Origin of the sequence: Weizmannia sp. FSL W8-1119, from assembly GCF_038008605.1 — a bacterium.
Classification (GTDB): Bacteria; Bacillota; Bacilli; order Bacillales; family Bacillaceae_C; genus Weizmannia; species Weizmannia coagulans.
Genome location: NZ_JBBOZL010000001.1, coordinates 3,010,647 through 3,029,842 on the forward strand (window position 1 = coordinate 3,010,647; position 19,196 = coordinate 3,029,842).

General features: G+C 46.9%; 12 protein-coding genes. 3 read left to right on the forward strand and 9 right to left on the reverse strand.

The window, feature by feature from the left end; translation table 11 throughout:
* Positions 1–704 precede the first annotated feature (704 nt).
* On the forward strand, positions 705–1,385 hold the full coding sequence (locus NSQ19_RS14720) for an ABC transporter ATP-binding protein (RefSeq protein WP_014096734.1): 681 nt from the start codon (positions 705–707) through the stop codon (positions 1,383–1,385).
* Positions 1,378–3,843, forward strand: a complete 2,466-nt coding sequence (locus tag NSQ19_RS14725; RefSeq protein ID WP_340703100.1) for an FtsX-like permease family protein — start codon at positions 1,378–1,380, stop codon at positions 3,841–3,843. Before NSQ19_RS14720 ends, NSQ19_RS14725 begins: the two co-directional genes overlap by 8 nt.
* Before the next feature lie 259 nt (positions 3,844–4,102).
* On the opposite strand, the gene icmF is transcribed toward NSQ19_RS14725, so the two are convergent.
* The 6 genes from icmF to NSQ19_RS14755 all read right to left on the reverse strand — a co-directional run bounded on the left by icmF (position 4,103) and on the right by NSQ19_RS14755 (position 14,164).
* Positions 4,103–7,357 (reverse strand): fused isobutyryl-CoA mutase/GTPase IcmF, encoded by a 3,255-nt coding sequence (gene icmF, locus NSQ19_RS14730; protein WP_340703101.1) that lies wholly within the window; start codon positions 7,355–7,357, stop codon positions 4,103–4,105.
* Positions 7,358–7,422: 65 nt separating this feature from the next.
* Positions 7,423–8,058, reverse strand: a complete 636-nt coding sequence (locus NSQ19_RS14735) for a TetR/AcrR family transcriptional regulator (protein WP_340703102.1) — start codon at positions 8,056–8,058, stop codon at positions 7,423–7,425.
* Positions 8,059–8,077: 19 nt separating this feature from the next.
* The gene (locus tag NSQ19_RS14740) at positions 8,078–9,220 is read right to left on the reverse strand and encodes an acyl-CoA dehydrogenase (RefSeq protein WP_017550325.1); all 1,143 of its coding nucleotides are present in this window, start codon (positions 9,218–9,220) and stop codon (positions 8,078–8,080) included.
* A gap of 33 nt (positions 9,221–9,253) precedes the next feature.
* Positions 9,254–10,390 carry an acyl-CoA dehydrogenase gene (locus tag NSQ19_RS14745; protein WP_340703103.1) on the reverse strand — a complete coding sequence of 379 codons (1,137 nt, stop codon included), beginning with the start codon at positions 10,388–10,390 and terminating at the stop codon, positions 9,254–9,256.
* A gap of 41 nt (positions 10,391–10,431) precedes the next feature.
* A complete protein-coding gene (locus tag NSQ19_RS14750) occupies positions 10,432–11,610 on the reverse strand; it encodes an acetyl-CoA C-acetyltransferase (RefSeq protein ID WP_340703104.1) in 1,179 nt (392 codons plus the stop codon).
* 436 nt (positions 11,611–12,046) lie between these two features.
* Complete coding sequence (locus NSQ19_RS14755) at positions 12,047–14,164, reverse strand: heterodisulfide reductase-related iron-sulfur binding cluster (protein WP_013860766.1); 2,118 nt, start codon at positions 14,162–14,164, stop codon at positions 12,047–12,049.
* Between the two features lie 238 nt (positions 14,165–14,402).
* On the opposite strand from NSQ19_RS14755, the gene cls reads away from it, so the two are divergent.
* Positions 14,403–15,602 carry a cardiolipin synthase gene (cls, locus tag NSQ19_RS14760; protein WP_340703105.1) on the forward strand — a complete coding sequence of 400 codons (1,200 nt, stop codon included), beginning with the start codon at positions 14,403–14,405 and terminating at the stop codon, positions 15,600–15,602.
* A 341-nt stretch (positions 15,603–15,943) separates the two neighbouring features.
* Here the strand turns inward: cls and argS are convergent, their stop codons facing one another.
* From argS to speB, 3 genes are all read right to left on the reverse strand, one after another.
* Positions 15,944–17,614, reverse strand: coding sequence for an arginine--tRNA ligase (gene argS, locus NSQ19_RS14765; RefSeq protein ID WP_019721039.1), 1,671 nt, complete (start codon positions 17,612–17,614; stop codon positions 15,944–15,946).
* Positions 17,611–18,051, reverse strand: a complete 441-nt coding sequence (locus tag NSQ19_RS14770; RefSeq protein WP_017552683.1) for a DUF1934 domain-containing protein — start codon at positions 18,049–18,051, stop codon at positions 17,611–17,613. Before NSQ19_RS14770 ends, argS begins: the two co-directional genes overlap by 4 nt.
* A gap of 155 nt (positions 18,052–18,206) precedes the next feature.
* Positions 18,207–19,079 carry an agmatinase gene (gene speB, locus NSQ19_RS14775; RefSeq protein ID WP_017552682.1) on the reverse strand — a complete coding sequence of 291 codons (873 nt, stop codon included), beginning with the start codon at positions 19,077–19,079 and terminating at the stop codon, positions 18,207–18,209.
* Between the last annotated feature and the right edge of the window lie 117 nt (positions 19,080–19,196).

A 19,196-nucleotide genomic window follows, 5' to 3' on the forward strand; every position in this document is an offset into this window, starting at 1 on the left:
GATAAAAGAAAACAAACAGTCCACATCCCTTGAAAAAATAAGCGATTGACGAGTCCTACTCCCACCTTCCGCCTATTCAAGCACATCTCCTATATCCTTGTCCATTTTACATCCATCTGGCAGAAAGAAACAACAGAATTCTATGTGGAAAGAAAATTTATTTTCGTACTTGCCATTGAGCGAAAGCAAAAAACCGGCATTCAGCTGCCGGTTTTTTGCTTTTGGAAGCACACGCTGCTTTTTGTCCAGCGGCAACTCCTAGCGGAAAATGCTATTTGGGTCGTTCAGCTTTGCTGGCACTGTAGTTTTAGCTGTATCAGTATCCAACTTATCCTTTGTTGGCCCGGTAACGTTTGCAACAATACTAAAAGAATGGCCAGAACGCTTGGCACCTGCTTCAGTCGGAATATATAATGCTAATATCAATATTGTCGGTATGAGTAAACTCACATTATAATTGGAATATTATGTTAAACAGATTCTTTTTTTAAAAAGTTCCATCATTATCAATATACTGGAAACTTCAAAATTCAGAGAGTAGTTTTACTTCTCCCATTTTGCCAGCCATTCACAAAAAATGGAAACCACTATGCCGCGAGGAGATCTCTTCTATGAATAATGACTTACGATGCAGATCCATACCTAAAATGACCATATGAATACATAGCTCAAAAATATTATCGTTTTTATTGAAGGAGAATATTATGGAAGCATTAATAGAAGCTAATCGAATTTGTAAAAGATATAATCAAAAGAGCAGTAACATGGAATTGAAAGAAACATCCCTTACCATTCAAAAAGGAAAGATTTATGTCATTGAAGGGAAAAGTGGAGCAGGGAAATCAACCTTGTTAAATATTCTGGGAGGAATGGAGAAACCCACATCTGGAAAAGTATATTACAAAGGAAAATCCTTTTATGATCTAAAGGATTCGGAACAGGCTGCTATTAGAGGAGAACAATACGGATTTATATTCCAATCTTTTCAACTTATTCCGGAATTGACTGTAAAAGAAAATATAGAACTTCCACTCATGTTTATAAATAGGCATGAAAGAACAAATAAAGTGGAAGAATTAGCTGGATATTTAGGGATTGAAAATCAATTACATAAGCTTCCTGACTTTTTATCAGGAGGGGAACAACAAAGAGTAGCCATTGCCCGGGCACTTATTACTGATCCCGAAATTATATTTGCCGATGAGCCCACCGGTAATCTTGATGGAGAAACAACCAAAAAAATGATCCATTTATTCACAAGTCTGTGTAACAAAAAAAATATAACACTGATTGTTGTCACTCACGAAAAGAATTTATTCGAATTTCCAGATACTTTGTTTCTTATGAAAAACGGGAGATTGCAGGTGATACAAGAAAATGTTTAATTTAAGCATGAAAATTCTTTTATCGCGAAAAAAATGGTTATTTCTCATCGCTGGTTCAATTGCGATTGTTCTATCATCCGTAGCTTCTATATTTATTGCTTCTGAATCTGTAAGATCGGCAATTAAACAAAAGGCTCAGAATACTTACGGAGAACATACCGGTATGTTAACAAATATTACAGAAACAAAAAAATCATTGTTGAAGAGAAATAAGGGGATATCGGTAGGAGTATATCAAATTATTGGTAAAACTAAAGTTAGTAGTGATAGATTTGCAACGGTGGGCTGGATGGATAAAAAATCAATATTATTGGGGCATTTAAAATTAATAAGTGGGAGATTTCCGGAGAAGCCAAATGAGGTTGCGATAGAATCTGCGTATTTACAAGGCCCTTTAAAAAATTGGAGAATCGCGGAAAAAAGAACAATCAAAATTGGCAACAGCACGAAAAGCTTACGCCTTGTTGGAATAGTAAAAAATTATTCATCACAATGGTCAGTAGCCGAGGATTTTGAGAAGGGTGTCAATGACTTCCCGAATATATTTATATCTAAACAGTTAACTACCAATTATAAGAAAAATAATAGTTTTTTGTTCAAATATAACGAAAGCACAAAAGATTCGTTTGAAAAATCAATAGATCTTATTAATCACTATGACCAACAAGGCACTGTTAATAGTCGATTATTTAATAACGGACTAAATCAATGTGATACTATCAGGTCCTTATCGATTACATTTCAATTATTAATTGTGATTCTTTCACTATTTTCTATAAACAGTCTCATTTTATATTTTACCCAAGATCAACATAAAAAATTGGGTATTATGAAATCCGTAGGTGCAAGTCAACGAGCTTTATACCGCATATACATTTACCAAGCTGTTATTATTTTTGTTTTAAGTGCCTTATTTTCATTTCCTATAGTATATTCTATTCAGTCACTAATCATTCATTTCTCATACAGAGAGTATTTTTCTAACTTTATGCTGATGATTGAAATGGTTGGAATGAGTATATTACTATACATTGGATTATTCTTTATGATCTTATTTTTATTCCTTAAAAATGTTAAGGAGTCCGGCACATTACATGTACAAGAACTATTGAACCAGCAAAATCGTGTAAGTTTCAGCGAACGATATAAAAGCGTTTTTAAAGGCTTTCATTCTAGCTATGGAAAATTATTAGTGAAAGAATTATTTTCGAATCCGAAGCAATTCTACCTTACTGTATTAATTTTATGCTTTTCATCTTTAACATTCACATTTACAAATTATATTCAAAAAGATAATTTATATAGTTGGGAAGGGCTTAAATCCAAGTATTATTTAAACTCCCAAGAAGCTTTTAGCTTTAAAACACAACAAAATTTAAAAGTATTAAGTCACCAGGGATTAACCTTTACAGAAGCTGAAGTAAAAAAACTGGAAAAAACACCCGGGGTTTTATACATAGATAAAACTCCATTCATGGAAGATGTCGAAACGCTAATTGATCGGAAAATGATTACACCTTCCATTAACAATTGGATCTTTAATGAAAACTCTGCTTATAAAACTTATAATAATAAAATTATTATTCCGGATGTAAAATACGTTCTTCTCAATAAAGACGACTGGAAAAATATTGAGGCTCCAAAGAAATATAAAGATCTTGATGGCAAAGCATTCATTTATAATCCAGTTAACAAGAAAAACACAAACGAGGATAAAATCTTGGTTGGAAATACATTGACTTTAGTCAGATTGTATAAAACGCCAACCGGAATGAAAACCAGTCAAAAAAAGTTAAAAATTCTAGATGTTATTCATAAACCATTTAAATATAGAGTCAGCCCTTCTGTAGAAATAAAAAAAGATGACTTTATTATTTTGATGGACACTCAAACCGCAGTAAAATCTGGTTTGTTCCATGGGTTTAATGAACTTGAGATTTACACGAAAAAAGATATCTCTCATAAAGAAAAAATGAATCTTGATAAACAAGTAAAATCCTTATCGTCAACATTTCCTGGCAGCTTAGTGCAGAATACTTCTCAATTAATAAAAGACGATAGTAAAATTTATAATTATCTCAAGGTGCTTGGCATGCTTTTGTTTTTTGTCTCTCTTATCCTCACTGCGATTTCCGTCACGATCATGATCTTTAGCAAATATCAAACTCAGAAGAGACAGTGGGGCATTTACTTATCTCTTGGGATGAGTAAAAGAAAAATCATGCAACTCGTTTTTAGCGAAATATTCATTTATGTTTTTGTCTCTATGATTTTAAGTATGTTAATTTGTTGTATTGGATTGATAATGTTACCGCATCAGTATCCCCTTGTTTTCTATTTTAAATATTTTCTGTTGTCTATTTTAATTGAAATCAGTTTTCTCATTATCGGGGGCTATATAATAAATCGTTCCTTACAACGTCAATCAATTGCTTCTTTCCTTAGAAGGGATGAGTAACACGCCTTGGACATAAATAAAGAAGCGAAAAGCTATCGTGATATGATTCAATAGCTTTTCGCTTCTCTTTCTTTTTTTCTAATTCATTCGCAATATGAATAGAACGCGTGTATAATCGAAATTTTTGCCAGTTTTTTAAGAACAATACTTCTTGCAGCCAGCTCCTCGGATAGCATAACCTGCCCGTAATAAAGCCCTTAACTTATTCCGGCCAGAACATTTGCCTGTCGGATACGGGCAAGGCAGCGGGACTTTCTGTTCACATATTTCTTCTGTATTGGCCACCAATTTGGTAGAGGGTGTTGGTGATTTGGCCGAGGCTTGCGACTTTGACGGTTTCCATAAGCTCGGCGAAAATATTGCCTCCTGAAACCGCGGTTTGCTTTAATTTTTCCAGTGCGGCTTCCGCTTCTGCTTTGTGGCGGGCCTGGAAATCACGCAAATTTTTGATCTGCAAATCTTTTTCTTCCTTTGTTGCGCGTGCAAGCTGCATATTGTTCAGTTCGTCCTCGCTTTTCGGGTTTGGATTCAGGAAGGTGTTGACGCCGATAATCGGGAGGGCGCCGGAATGCTTTCTGACCTCGTATTCCATGGACTCTTCCTGAATTTTCCCTCTCTGATACTGGGTCTCCATTGCGCCGAGTACCCCGCCGCGGTCATTGATACGCTCAAATTCCTCCAAAACGGCGGCTTCGACAAGGTCTGTCAGTTCTTCAATGATAAATGAACCTTGCAGCGGATTTTCATTTTTCGACAATCCGTGCTCTTTTGTAATAATCAGCTGAATCGCCATCGCGCGGCGCACCGATTCCTCGGTCGGTGTCGTAATCGCTTCATCATATGCATTGGTATGGAGCGAATTACAATGATCCTGAAGGGCCATCAGCGCCTGCAGCGTCGTGCGGATATCATTGAAATCAATTTCCTGTGCATGGAGCGACCGGCCGGATGTCTGAATATGGTACTTCAGCTTCTGGCTCCGCTCATTCGCCCCGTATAAATCGCGCATCACAACCGCCCAGATTCTTCTTGCAACACGCCCGATCACCGTGTATTCCGGATCAAGCCCGTTCGAGAAAAAGAATGAAAGGTTCGGGGCAAAATCATCCACCTTCATGCCCCTTCCTAAATAATACTCAACATACGTGAAACCGTTTGCGAGCGTGAACGCAAGCTGTGAAATTGGATTGGCGCCCGCTTCTGCGATATGGTATCCGGAAATCGAGACCGAATAATAATTGCGCACTTTATGGTCAATAAAATACTGTTGGATATCACCCATCATCCGGAGTGCAAATTCAGTTGAGAAAATGCATGTATTCTGGCCCTGGTCTTCTTTTAAAATATCCGCCTGCACGGTGCCCCTGACCGTCTGCAGCGTCTTTTCGCGCACCTCCGTAAATTCCTCTACGGTTAAAACGCGCCCGAGCTCCGCTTCTTTCTTTTTCACCTGCTGGTCAATCGCCGTATTCATGAACATTGCCAGAATGACCGGCGCCGGGCCGTTAATCGTCATGGAAACGGAAGTCGAAGGCGCACATAGATCAAAACCCGCATACAGTTTTTTCATATCATCGAGCGTGCACACACTTACCCCTGACTCGCCGACTTTTCCGTAAATATCCGGGCGTTCGTCCGGATCTTCGCCGTACAGCGTTACCGAGTCAAAAGCCGTGCTCAGCCGCTTTGCCGGATCATCTTTTGATAAATAATGGAAGCGCCGATTTGTCCGTTCCGGTGTCCCTTCCCCCGCAAACTGCCGCTTCGGATCTTCTTCCTGTCGCTTAAACGGGAAAACACCGGCCGTAAAAGGAAATGCCCCTGGCACATTTTCTTTATACAGCCATTTTAAAATCTCGCCCTTGTCTTCCCAATCCGGCAGCGCCACTTTCGGGATCGGGAGCCCGGACAAGCTTGTTGTTCTGATCCTCGTTGTGATCTCTTTATTGCGGATTTTGACAGTGACCGTCTCCCCGCTGTATTTTTGCTTAACATCCGGCCAGCTTTTCAAAAGGGTTTTCGATTCTTCTGTCAGCCCTTTTTCCGCTTCCCTACGAAGCGCTTCAAGCGATGCGATCACATCCTCTGCTGCCCCGGACTCCTTTGCGGCCGTAATGGCGCCTTCGAGTTGAAACATTCTCCGTGCAAGAGAAGCCTGTGCCTCCGCCTTTTTATGGTACCGGCGGACGGTTTCCACTATTTCCCGCAAGTAATGGTTGCGGCTTGCCGGGATGATGGTATGCCGGTTGCCCGCTTCCTGTTTTTTTGAAAAAGACGAGCGAAAAGCCGTACCGCTCTTTTCATTGATTTTTTCCATCAGGGCACCATATAAGGCGTTTGTCCCCGGATCATGAAACTGGCTGGCAATCGTACCGTATACCGGCATCTCATCCAGGCTTTGGTCAAACAGCAGATGGCTCCGCTGGTATTGCTTTTGCACCTGCTTTTTCGCATCCTCTGAACCTTTCCGCTCGAATTTGTTGATCGCAATGAGGTCCGCGTAATCGATCATATCAATTTTTTCAAGCTGGGAAGGCGCTCCGAATTCGCTCGTCATCACATACATGGCAACATCGGAAACATTCGTAATTTCGGCGTCCCCCTGGCCGATCCCGCTTGTTTCGATCAAAATCAAATCAAAGCCGGCAGCCTTTACAATCCGGATGGCGTCATGGATGGCAAGGGAAAGTTCGGAACGGGATGCCCTCGTAGCCATGCTCCGCAAAAAAACGTTCGGATGGAAAATCGCGTTCATCCGGATCCGGTCGCCAAGCAATGCGCCCCCCGTTTTTTGCTTCGTCGGATCGACCGAAAGAACGGCAATTTTGCTTTCCGGATGGTCGTGCAAAAAACGGCGGATCAGTTCATCTGTTAATGAGCTCTTCCCCGCTCCCCCGGTACCGGTTATGCCCACGACCGGCGCTTTCTTCACAGCCGGCACCGCAGCTTCAAGGGCAGCGAGCGCTTCCTGATGGTTCAAATGGTTCTCGGCATAAGAAATCAGCCTGGCAACAGAACCGATCCGCCCTTCGCTTAAGCGCTCCACCTCTTTTACAAAATCCGCTTCCGTTACCGTCGGGTGGTCGCACTCCCGGAGCATGATATTGATCATCCCCTGAAGGCCGAGCTTTCTGCCGTCCTCCGGTGAAAAAATCCGCGCGATCCCGTAGTCATGCAGTTCTTTCATCTCACGCGGGATGATGACGCCTCCACCCCCGCCGTAAATACGGATTCCGGAGGCGCCATTTTCCTGGAGCAAATCATACATATACTTGAAAAACTCGAGATGCCCTCCCTGGTAAGAAGAAACGGCAATGCCCTGGACATCTTCCTGAATCGCCGCCTGGACAATTTCGCGTGCCGAGCGATTGTGACCGAGATGAATGACTTCCGCACCGCTTGCCTGCAAAATCCTCCGCATAATGTTGATGGAAGCATCGTGACCGTCAAACAAACTGGACGCTGTGACAAAACGGACCGCATGTTTCGGGCGGTAAATTTCTGTATCAGCCATCATATCCTCCTTGTCTTCATCAGGATTAAGTTAAAACGCATAAATGAACCCCGGGATGGAAAAATTCATGCCATCATATCCCTTGTCTCAAGGCCGGAAAACAGCAAATGGGTTTGCAGACGGATATAATCCTCAATTGTAAACTTCTTTTTAAATGCCCAGCGGCGGAAAGCCCACATTTCACCTTGGACAAAAATATTATGGGCGAGCATCTCAATCTCTTTTTCTTCCAGATCAAGTTCGCCGTTTTCCGCACATCTTTTAATCATTTTTTCAAATATGCCGACCATTTCCATTTCCTTTTTTAATACGTAAGGCAGTGCTTCTTTTGTCAGTGATTTTGCTTCCTGGTACATGACAAGCACTTCATCCTGCAGTTCATCAACAATCCGGAAATAATGGGCAATTGCGAGTTTCAAACTTTCAAGCGTCCCCTGGCCGGCATCAATGCGCAGCAGCCTGTCGCGCACTTCATCATAAATCCGGTCGCACACCAAATAAAGGACATCCTCTTTTGCCCGGATATATTCGTAAAGCGTCCCGATGCTAAAGCCGGATTTTTTGGCAATTTCCCTCGTTGTCGTCCGGTGGAACCCCTTTTCCTTAAAAAGCGCGACGGCGGCATTGATCATTTGGTTTCTGCGCTTTTCAATCAGCCTTTCGTCCCTGACCGATGCCGGCACAAACTTTTTTTGGCTCACAAACGGCCTCCCCTCTCCGTCAGTCCCTTGTCAGCATTCTTGAAATGACAAGCCGCTGGATTTCCTGCGTCCCTTCGTAAATTTGCGTAATTTTGGCATCGCGCATGAACCGCTCAACCGGATAATCTTTTGTATAACCGTAGCCGCCAAAAATCTGCACGGCTTCCGTTGTGACTTTCATCGCCGTATCGCCGGCAAACAGTTTGGACATGGCGGATTCTTTTCCGTACGGCAGCCCGTTTGACTCAAGCCAGGCTGCCTGGTACGTTAACAGCCTTGCCGCTTCGACTGCAGTGGCCATGTCGGCGAGTTTGAAAGACACGCCCTGGTTTGCTGCGATCGGTTTGCCGAACTGTTTCCGCTCTTTCGCATAAGCTGCAGCCGCATCGAGCGCGCCCTGGGCAATGCCGACTGCCTGGGCTGCAATGCCGTTGCGCCCGCCGTCCAGCGTCATCATCGCGATTTTAAAGCCCTGTCCTTCTTCCCCCAGCCGGTTTTCTGCCGGCACCATGACATTGTCAAAAATGATTTCCGTTGTGGTGGAAGCCCGGATGCCCATTTTCTTTTCCTTTTTGCCGGTTGAAAACCCGGGAAAATCTTTTTCAATGATAAATGCGCTTGTACCATGGTGTTTGCTTTTCGGATCGGTGAGGGCAAACACGATGTAAATATCCGCCACGCCGCCGTTTGTAATGAAAATTTTGGAACCATTTAAAACATAATGGTCTCCTTCACGCCTGGCCGTTGTCACCATCGCACCCGCATCAGAACCCGACCCCGGCTCCGTCAAGCCGTACGCGCCGATTTTTTCCCCGCGGGCAAGCGGAACGAGGTATTTCTGTTTTTGTTCTTCTGTGCCGAATTTAAACAGCGGCCAGCTGGCAAGGGAAGTATGTGCCGAGAGGGTCACGCCGGTTGAGGCGCACACACGCGACAGCTCTTCCACCGCAATGCAGTATGCCAGAAAATCGCTCCCGATCCCGCCGTACTGCTCCGGCCACGGAATCCCGGTCAGCCCAAGCGCCGCCATCCGGTCAAAGATGCCACGGTCAAACCGTTCGTTCTCATCGCGTTCCGCTGCTGTCGGCGCTACTTCCTTCACGGCAAAATCGCGTACCATTTTCCGGATCATTTCATGTTCTTCACTTAAACGAAAGTCCATTTTTCTGCCTCCAATTTTTTTATTCAAGACAACTTAAAGCCTTTTCTCTTGCAATAATTGATTGCTGATCACGATTCTTTGGATTTCACTTGTCCCTTCATAAATTTGCGTAATTTTCGCATCGCGCATGAACCGTTCAACCGGATAATCTTTCGTGTATCCATATCCGCCGAAAATCTGAACGGCTTCAATCGCTGTATCAACAGCTGTTTGGGAAGCGAGCAGTTTGGCCATCGCCGCTTCTTTTTTGCAGCCCAGGCCGTTGCTCCGCAAAAAGGCTGATCGGTAGACAAGCAGTTTGCTGGCTTCGATGTTTGTTGCCATGTCGGCAAGTTTAAAACCGGTACCCTCAAATGCGTGGATGGGTTTTCCGAACTGGCGCCGGTTTTTTGCGTATTGAAGTGCCAGTTCATAGGCGCCTTCCGCAATCCCGAGGGCCTGTGCCGCGATCCCGATCCGGCCGGCATCCAGCACCGCCATTGCGATCTTAAACCCTTCCCCTTCTTCCCCCAGCCGGTTCTCAGCCGGAACCTGGAGATTTTCAAAGTGAAGCTGGACAGTTTTTGACCCGTGCAGCCCCATTTTTTTCTCATCCTTGCCGGTCCGGAAACCCGGCATGGTCTTTTCAATAATGAAAGCGGTGATGTTGTCGTCTTCCGTGCGGGCAAATACAATATACGTATCCGCCACGCCGCCGTTTGTAATGAACATTTTTGAACCATTGAGCACATAATGCCCGCCCTGTTTTACCGCTTTTGTTTTTAAATTCTTCGCATCCGACCCCGCCTCGGCTTCCGTCAGGCAAAAAGCCCCCAGGTATTCCCCGCTTGCAAGCTTTGGCAAATATTTTTGTTTTTGCGCTTCACTTCCGAAATATAAAATCGGCGCGGTCCCGACGGATGAATGGACGGAAAGGATGACGCCAATGGTCGCGCTGGCTTTGGAAATTTCATGAACAGCTATAACGTATGCAGTAAAATCCAGCCCCGCACCGCCGTATGTTTCCGGAATGGTGATGCCCATCAGACCGAGGGTTGCCATTTTTCCAAGTATTTCACGCGGGAACATGCCGCGCTCCATGTCGCCCGTAGCCGGCAAAATTTCTTTTCCTGCAAAATCCCGTACGGTTTTTCTTAACAAAAGCTGTTCTTCCGTAAACTGAAAATCCATGATCAGGTCCCCTTTTTTGGGTGGTCATACACGTTGAAGTTTTATTGCACTTCAATCATGACGGCATCGCCCTGGCCGCCACCGGAGCAGATGGCTGCGATCCCGGTCCCGCCGCCGCGCCGTTTCAGTTCGTATGCAAGGGTTAAAATAATGCGCGTGCCGCTTGCACCGATCGGATGGCCTAACGCAACCGCGCCGCCGTTTACATTCACCTTATCCAAATCGAGCTGTGCGATTTTGCTGCTGGCAAGGGCCACAGCGGCAAATGCTTCATTGATTTCAAACAAATCAATGTCATCAAGCTTTCTTCCTGTTTTTTTCAGGATTTCGTTGATCACAAGCCCCGGCGTCTGCGGAAAATGCTGCGCCTCCACCGCCACTTCCGCATGCGCCACCATCTTTGCAAGCGGCTTCAACCCTGCTTTTGCAGCCCGTTCAGCGCTCATTAAAACAAGTGCAGCCGCCCCGTCATTCACACCCGGAGCATTGCCGGCCGTGATGGTGCCGTCTTTGTCGAAAGCAGGCGGCAGCTGGGACAGTTTTTCAAGCGTCGTATCCGCGCGCGGCGGTTCATCCTGTTCAACAAGCAGCGCAGGGCCTTTTCTTTGCGGGATTTCCACCGGAACAATCTCTTCGGCAAACTTGCCGGAATGAATGGCTTCCAATGCTTTCTGGTGGCTTCTTAATGCCCAGCGGTCCTGAAAGTCGCGGGTCAGCCCGAACGCTTCCGCCGTGCGGTTTCCGTATGTGCCCATATGGACGCCGGAAAATGCGCAGATGAGTCCGTCATGGGTCATCATGTCTTTCAGCTGGACATCGCCCATTTTCAATCCCCATCTTGCCTTGGGCAGGAAGTAAGGGGCGTTTGACATCGACTCCATCCCGCCGGCTACAATGACTTCCCCGTCTCCCAAACGGATGATCTGATCCGCCATGGTCACGCTCCTCATGCCGGAAGCACACACTTTATTCACCGTTTCCGTTTTGACTTCCCACGGAATGCCGGCGTGCCTTGCCGCCTGCCGGGATGGGAGCTGCCCCTGGCCGCCCTGTAGGACATTCCCCATAATCACTTCATTTACTTCCCCGTTTTCAACGCCCGCTTTTTCCAATGCATGCCGGATCGCAATCCCGCCTAACGCGGACGCCGGAAGTGCAGCCAGTTTTCCCCCGAATTTCCCAAATGGCGTACGCGCCCCGTCGATGATCACCGTGTTCAACCATCTTCTCCCCTTTTACAATGGATTTATGATAAGCGCCGGCAATTTGCACGAACGCGAATCATCGTTCATTCATAGTCCCTTTGTTATTTGCTGCCAAAACAGCAGCGAACTTCCCGATGCTTTTGGAATGGATGAAAAGCGCCAATCGAGCGAACGCTCAATCATCGTTCATTCATGGCCCTTTGCCGTTCGTTTCCCAAAACAGCAGTGAGCCTTGCCTTACTGTGTGATTTATGAAAAGCGCCGGCAATATGCATGCGCTTACATTCCCAAACCATTATCATCCTGTGTGATCTGCCGCAAAAAAACGGCGGAGAATCTTCCTTTTGCATATCCTGTTCCCCGCCGCTTTTGCGCAGATGATTTGCCGGTTTACATACAACTGTTGCTAGCTTCCCTGCCGCGCATCCCGTTTTGCGGCGGTATCACCCGCTTAAGATACTGCAGCAGTCTGCCCCGGTGCCCCGCAGACCGAACGTTCCAGAATTTCGGCAACATCCAGGGTTTTCACAGTGTCTTCCACTTCTTTCGCTTTTGTACCGTCAGACAGCATTGTCAGACAGTACGGGCATTCCGTGCTGATGACGGTCGGATTCACGGAAAGTGCCTGTTCAGTCCGCGCCACATTAATCCGGTGCCCGGTATCTTCTTCCGTCCACATTAACCCGCCGCCGGCCCCGCAGCACATCGCGGTTTCACGGTTCCGTTCCATTTCCACAAGCTTTACGCCCGGGATCATTTTTAAAATGTCACGCGGCTGGTTATAAATGTCATTGTACCTGCCGAGGTAGCAGGAGTCATGAAAGGTAACCGTTTCATTGACTTCGTACTTCGGCTTTAAGCGTCCTTCTTTCAGCAGCTCATAAAGCACTTCGGTGTGATGGTACACTTCCCCTTCAAAACCAAAATCTTTATATTCTTTCTTAAACGTATTGTATGCATGCGGATCGATCGTCACAATTTTTTTCACGCCGTTCTTTTCAAACTCGGCGATGTTCTGGCCGGCCAGTTCCTGGAACAAAAATTCATTGCCAAGCCTGCGTGCTGTATCTCCGGAGTTTTTCTCCTTGTTGCCGAGAATGGCGAATTTCACACCCGCTTCATTCAGCAGTTTCGCAAACGACTGCGCGATTTTTTGGCTGCGGCTGTCGTAAGACCCCATTGATCCGACCCAGAATAAATACTCGAATTCCTCATCCGATTTTTTCATTTCTTTGACCGTCTTGACCTCGATATCTTCGCGCCCTTCACGCCACGACTCGCGCTCTTTCCGGTTCAGTCCCCAAGGATTGCCCTGGCGTTCAATATTTTGGATTGCCCGCTGTGCATCTGGTTTCATTTTTCCTTCGGTCAAAACGAGATAGCGCCGCAAATCAATGATTTTATCGACATGTTCATTCATAACCGGGCACTGGTCTTCGCAATTCCGGCAAGTCGTGCATGCCCAGATCTCTTCTTCGGTAATGACATCGCCGATCAGGCTCGGATTGTAATCAAGCGCTACAGCTGCCTCTTCTGCCCCGCGGGTTGCACTCTCCCGGGCGAGCCGGTTCCCTGTCGTGTTGGCAAAAGCAAATGCCGGAACCCACGGTGCTTTGGACGTAACGGCCGCGCCGTAATTGGTCAGATGGTCCCTCAATTTAATGATCAAGTCCATCGGTGAAAGCATTTTTCCTGTTCCGGTTGCCGGGCACATATTCGTGCAGCGGCCGCACTCCACACAGGCGTAAAGATCGACAAGCTGAAGCTGCGTGAAGTCCTCGATTTTCCCGACGCCAAAACTTTCCTGCGATTCGTCTTCAAAATCGATCGCCCGTAATTTCCCGGTATCCCCGAGCCGGTTCAGATACACATTCGCAGGCCCTGCAATCAAATGGGCGTGCTTCGACTGCGGGATATAGACAAGGAAAGTAAGCAGAAGCAACAGATGGATCCACCATGCCACGTAAAACACAACGGCCGCCGCGGTGGGCCCGATCCAATGAAAGGCTGCTGCAATCCCGGCTGCCACCGGTTCCGTCCATGAAGGCTCCTCAAAGTGCCAAATGATTTCCATACCGCCCCCGACCAGGACAGAAACCATTAGCCCGCCGATAAAGATGAGCACAAGCCCCGCTTTAAAATCGCGTTTTAAGCGGACGAGCTTCTCAATGTAGCGGCGGTAAAACGCCCAGCCGACCGCAAATAAAATCACGAGCGTGACGATTTCCTGAAAGAAAGTAAATCCGGGGTAAAGCGGCCCGAGCGGCAAGTGCGAACCCGGCGCAAGCCCCTTCCATATGAAATCAATTGCGCCGAACTGGACGAGAATAAACCCGTAAAACATCATCACATGGATGGCGCCGCTCTTTTTATCCTTGAGCAGTTTTTTCTGCCCGAAAACGTATACCCATATTTTTTTGAGCCGCGCCTTGACATTGTTGTCGAATTCCTGTTTTTTCCCCAATTTGATATACTGGATCCTTGTCCTTACCAAATACGCAAAAAGGCCAATGCCGTAAGCGGTTACAGACAAAAACAACAACCAGTTTAACCATAATAAGATGTGCATTTTTCTCCCGACGCTCCCTTCGTTCATTCGTGCTCGCACAAAAAAGCAGGTAATTTTCCGAATCTTGCTTACCTACATTATATAATGAATGAGCATTCAGTCAATCCTTTTTTCTTTATTTTTTTGAATTTCTTTGTGCCTGTTTCCGGCTTTTGTAAGTAGAATCGGCCGCATTTGGGGAAGAATAAAGACATGGACTCGACCACAAAAAAAATCGATTGAAGCGGGGAAAAAAGATATGATTTTGCTCTTATTCCTTTCTGCCGTCATAGTACTCATCATCTGGCTTTTCACCGATTACACGCTTGGAAAAAGGCATTTCCGCAAAACTCGCAAACAGCGCCAATATCCCGTACGGCACGGAGATTTTACTGTTTTTACATGCGGAGAAAATCTGTTTCCCCACTACTTTTCCGATATCCTGCATGCCAAAAAAAGCATATACGTCCTGTTTTATATTGTAAAAAATGATGAAATCAGCCGTGAATTTTTCAACCTGCTCGCAAAAAAAGCGCGCGAAGGGAAAGAAGTAAAAGTATTGCTCGATTGGGCGGGCAGCCGGAAGGTCACAAAGCAGATGATTGCACAGCTGAAAAACGCTGGCGTCTCGTTTGCCTTCAGCAACCGGCCGAAGTTCCCTTTTTTCTTTTACACGCTCCAGCAGCGGAACCACCGGAAAATAACCGTCATTGACGGGAAGACAGGCTATCTTGGCGGTTTCAATGTGGGGAAGGATTATATCAATGGCAACAAGTCGCTGTCTCCTTGGCGAGATTACCATTACCGCTTAACCGGCGGAAGTATCCGCGACTTGCAGGAGGAATTTATCAGGAACTGGGAAACGGCTACAGGAGAAAATATGCCATTTGAAACACACATCTCTCCCCATGAGGAGAAAAGCGGATGCCGCCACCGGATCATCCCGACTGCGGGCGATGAGCTTGAGCACCTGTTTTGCAGCCTGATTGATGAAGCCCGTGAATCGATTTTTATCGGTTCCCCGTACTTTATCCCGACTCCGGCCATGCACAAAAAACTGGTGCAGGCTTTGGCACGCGGCGTAAAAGTCACAGTGCTCACTCCCGATAGGGCGGACCATCCGCTTGTCAAAGAGGCCGCAAGCCGCTATTTCCGGCAGCTGCTTGAAAATGGCGCAGACATTTATTTGTTCAAGCCCGGATTTTATCACGCGAAAATTATGATCATTGACCGGACCGTCTGCAATATTGGAACGGCTAATTTTGACCGGCGCAGTGCCCGTTTAAACTTTGAAGTCAACTGCCTTGTATACGACAATGTGTTTATCCAAAAAATGTGCGCGGTCGTGAAGGATGATATGCGCCACGCTGCCCCTCTTACATCAGACGGCCTGAACCGCCCCGGATTGGCAACGAGGCTGGCCGAATGGGGCGTGAGGGCAATTGAAGGATTTTTGTGATGAAAAAGCCGGCTCTGGGCCAGTCGGCGCAATCAGGAAAATATTGCCTTCCGGAAGACCGGGGACACTGCGAGGGATGATGGGTGCTTGGCCGGCCTTGAATACCATCTTGCGGGCTGTAACGCATTTTGTTGCCCAGTAAATTTACCACACGTTGACTGAAAAAAGCACTGAACCCCGGGCTATCTTGCTGCCTGCAATCCAATTTGCTTTTCTTACACCCGGCGGCAATCGACCACCGGCTTACGGAAAAGCCGGTCCCTGGGACACTGAACTGAAACACCATCTTAATAAAAAAAAGCCGCCCTGAACCCGGAAACGGATGAGGACGGCTTTTGTCTTTACATTTTTTCAGGTGCGGAAACGCCGATCAGCTGGAGCGCGTTTTTCAGCGTAATTTGCACGGCCTTCACGAGGGCAAGGCGCGCTTTGGTGGCGTCCGCATGCGCCGGCTCGATCACTTTCACAGCATTGTAAAAGCTGTGGAAGTTGGCGGCAAGTTCGTTAATATAATTTGTAATGCGGTGCGGGATCCGCTTTTCGGCCGCATCAGCAATCACCTGCGGGAATTCTCCGAGCTTTTTCAGGACATCCGTTTCCTTTTCAGACCGGATCACGGAAAAATCGGCGCCTGTATCCGGCACAAACCCTTTTTCTTCCGCCTGGCGCAAAATACTGCAAATACGGGCATGGGCATATTGCGCATAGTAAACCGGGTTTTCATTGGACTCTGAAACGGCAAGATCAAGGTCAAAGTCCAAATGCGTATCCGAGCTTCTCATCGCAAAGAAGTACCGGGTTGCATCAAGCCCGACTTCGTCAATGAGTTCACGCATCGTGACCGCTTTCCCAGTCCGCTTGCTCATTTTTATTTTTTCGCCGTTTTTATACAAGTGAACAAGCTGGATGATCTCCACTTCAAGATTGCCGCTGTTATAGCCGAGCGCTTCCATTGCCGCTTTCATCCGCGGGATATAGCCGTGGTGGTCAGCGCCCCAAATATTAATCACCGTATCGAAGCCGCGGTCAAATTTGTCTTTATGGTAAGCAATATCCGGGGTCAAGTACGTGTAAGTCCCATCGTTTTTGATGAGCACGCGGTCTTTGTCGTCGCCGAAAGCCGTCGAGCGGAACCACGTTGCCCCGTCCTTTTCATAAATATGGCCTTTTTCGCGCATCAGTGTCAGCATTTCGTCAATTTTTCCGCTCTTATAAAGAGACGTTTCCGAATACCAGACATCAAAACGAACGCGGAAGTCTTCAAGGTCTTTTTTCAGTTTCGCCATCTCGTAATCGAGGCCGTACTGGCGGAAAAATTCGTAGCGCGTTTTTTCATCCGCGTCCACAAATTTCCGGCCGTATTCATCGGCAAGTTTTTTTCCAAGGTCAATAATATCCTGGCCGTAATAGCCATCTGCCGGCATTTCCTTTTCCATCCCGAGCGCCTGGAAGTAGCGCGCTTCGACTGACAAGGCCAGATTGTGGATCTGGTTGCCGGCATCGTTAATATAGTATTCACGGGTCACCTCATACCCTGCTTTTTCAAGAATATTGCACAGTGAATCCCCGACAGCGGCGCCGCGCGCATGTCCGAGGTGAAGATCACCGGTCGGGTTCGCCGATACGAATTCAACCTGGATTTTTTTGCCCCTGCCGGCATCTGAACGGCCGTAATCCGCACCATCGTGAAGGATAGAAGGGATCAGCCGGGTCAAATACGTATTGTCCAAATAAAAATTAATAAAGCCGGGGCCTGCGATTTCCACTTTTTCAATCGACGTTTTCGATTTGTCGATATGTTCGACAATCGCTTCCGCAATCTGGCGCGGCGCTTTTTTTGCCGCACGCGCAAGCTGCATTGCAATGTTTGCGGCATAATCGCCGTGCGCTTTTTCTTTTGGCTTTTCCAGCACAATAGCCGGAATATCCGCTTCCGCAACCAAGCCGGTCTTCATCACCGCTTCTTTGATTTCCGTTTTCAGCGTTTCCTGCATTTGTTCCGCAATGTTCATTTTGCTGCTTGTACCTCCTCATAATGGATCTTCATTTTATATGTACCGACCGAACCCCCATGCATATAAAGCCTGTATCCGAGGGAAAGCTGCCCGGAAAGCGGGCCTGTGCGCGTGTGCACAATCTCATCTGCCGCCGCTTCAATCGGGAATTGGCCATAGCCGTTTTCGTAAGTCCCCGGGCGCCTTGTCCCGGCACGCAAATCAAGCCGCATGGAGACCGCACCGCTTCTCAATACAAGCGCCCTTCCGCTTGCCATTTTGACAACCGTATAAATTTTGCCGGCTTCCTGCACTTCCTCGTACTTTAAATAGGCCGAACCGCCTTTTTCGTAATAATGGCCGAACAAAACCAGTTCGATTTTTTCCGCTTCTTCCTGGAAAATCTCCGTGGTCATATGTATTTTTACAGGGCAAGAAACGGTTTCCCCCGCCATTTTCCCACATCCTTTATTTCATCCATTATAACCCTTCCGGCGGAAAAATAATATGGTAACTCTCCTCATTTTATCATATATAATGGAGCTGCTATCCCGCAAGCTTAACTTTAAAAACCCGGCACCCGCCCCCGCAGCCGGTGCCGGGTTTTCCGTTACTTCACCCAGCCGAGCATCATTTCGCGCACGAGCTTGCTAGCCGTATTGGCTGTTTGCTCGGAATGATCATATACAGGTGCCACTTCAACAAGGTCACAACCAATGACATTCACGCCGGAACGGGCAATCGCATGAATCGATGCCAGCAGTTCTTTTGAGGTGATCCCGCCGGCATCCACCGTCCCTGTCCCCGGCGCAAAAGCGGGATCGAGCACATCAATATCGACCGTCACATACACATGGCGGCCGGAAAGCGCCGGCAACACTTTTTTGAGCGGCTCAAGCACTTCAAACTTTGCGATATGCATGCCGTTTCTTTCCGCCCATTCAAATTCCTCTTTTAAGCCGGACCGGATACCGAATGAATACACATTCGCGGGCCCGATCAACTCCGCCGTTTTCCGGATCGGCGTAGCATGCGAAAGCGGCTCGCCTTCATAATCCGTGCGCAAATCGGTATGGGCATCAAAATGAATGACAGCGAGATCCGGGTATTTTTTGTAAACGGCGCGGATCACCGGCCATGTCACCAAATGCTCGCCGCCAAGGCCGAACGGAAATTTCCCGTCGTCGAGCAATGTCCCGACATAATTTTCAATCATATCAAGGCTTTTTTGCGGATTGCCGAACGGCAGCGGCATATCTCCGGCATCAAAATAGCTGATTTCAGCAAGTTCCCGGTCAAGATACGGGCTGTATTCTTCGAGCCCGATTGAAACTTCCCGGATGCGCCCCGGGCCGAACCGTGAACCCGGGCGGTAGCTGACTGTCCAGTCCATCGGCATGCCGTAAAGCACCACCCGGCTTTTTTCATAATCCGGGCTTGCCCCGATAAAAACATGGCCTGAATAAGCTTCGTCAAATCTCATCTTTTTCTCCTCTTTTTCACAATTTCGGACACATGGAAAAAGTATAGTGAAATTCCGAAAAAAAGCAAGAATCTTTTTACAGCGGGCCACCCTTCCCATCATCCTTTTTTTCGGTTC